This window comes from Pantoea sp. GbtcB22, assembly GCF_019091025.1.
GTDB classification, from domain to species: Bacteria; Pseudomonadota; Gammaproteobacteria; order Enterobacterales; family Enterobacteriaceae; genus Pantoea; species Pantoea leporis.
The window spans coordinates 1-286 of the sequence record NZ_JAGXKB010000103.1; the positions used below are offsets into that span (position 1 = coordinate 1).

Sequence of the window (286 nt, forward strand, 5' to 3'; positions counted from 1 at the left end):
ATTTTCGCACTCGGGTAGTAGTTTTCTATCTGTTTATCGGTCAAATAATCTTGCACAACTCCAAGAGTAAAGGCCTTGTCTGTCGACACTCTACTATTGCTGGGAATATCCTTTATCACCAGCGCTGTATTGTTTTCTATATACTCGTCACTTACTGTGAACAACTGTTCATCTCTTGGAGGTGTACCGGGGTCATCCATAACTGTGTCAACTTCACCGGCCGTCAACGCATTGAAAGCCTCATCTCGATTTGAGTAACGATAAACATTTATTTTTAATCCTAACT

General features: G+C 40.9%; 1 protein-coding gene. It reads right to left on the minus strand.

Features of this window, described 5'->3' with window-relative positions:
- On the minus strand, positions 1-286 hold a 286-nt coding region (locus KVT28_RS24925), incomplete at both ends, for a transporter substrate-binding domain-containing protein (protein WP_217550820.1).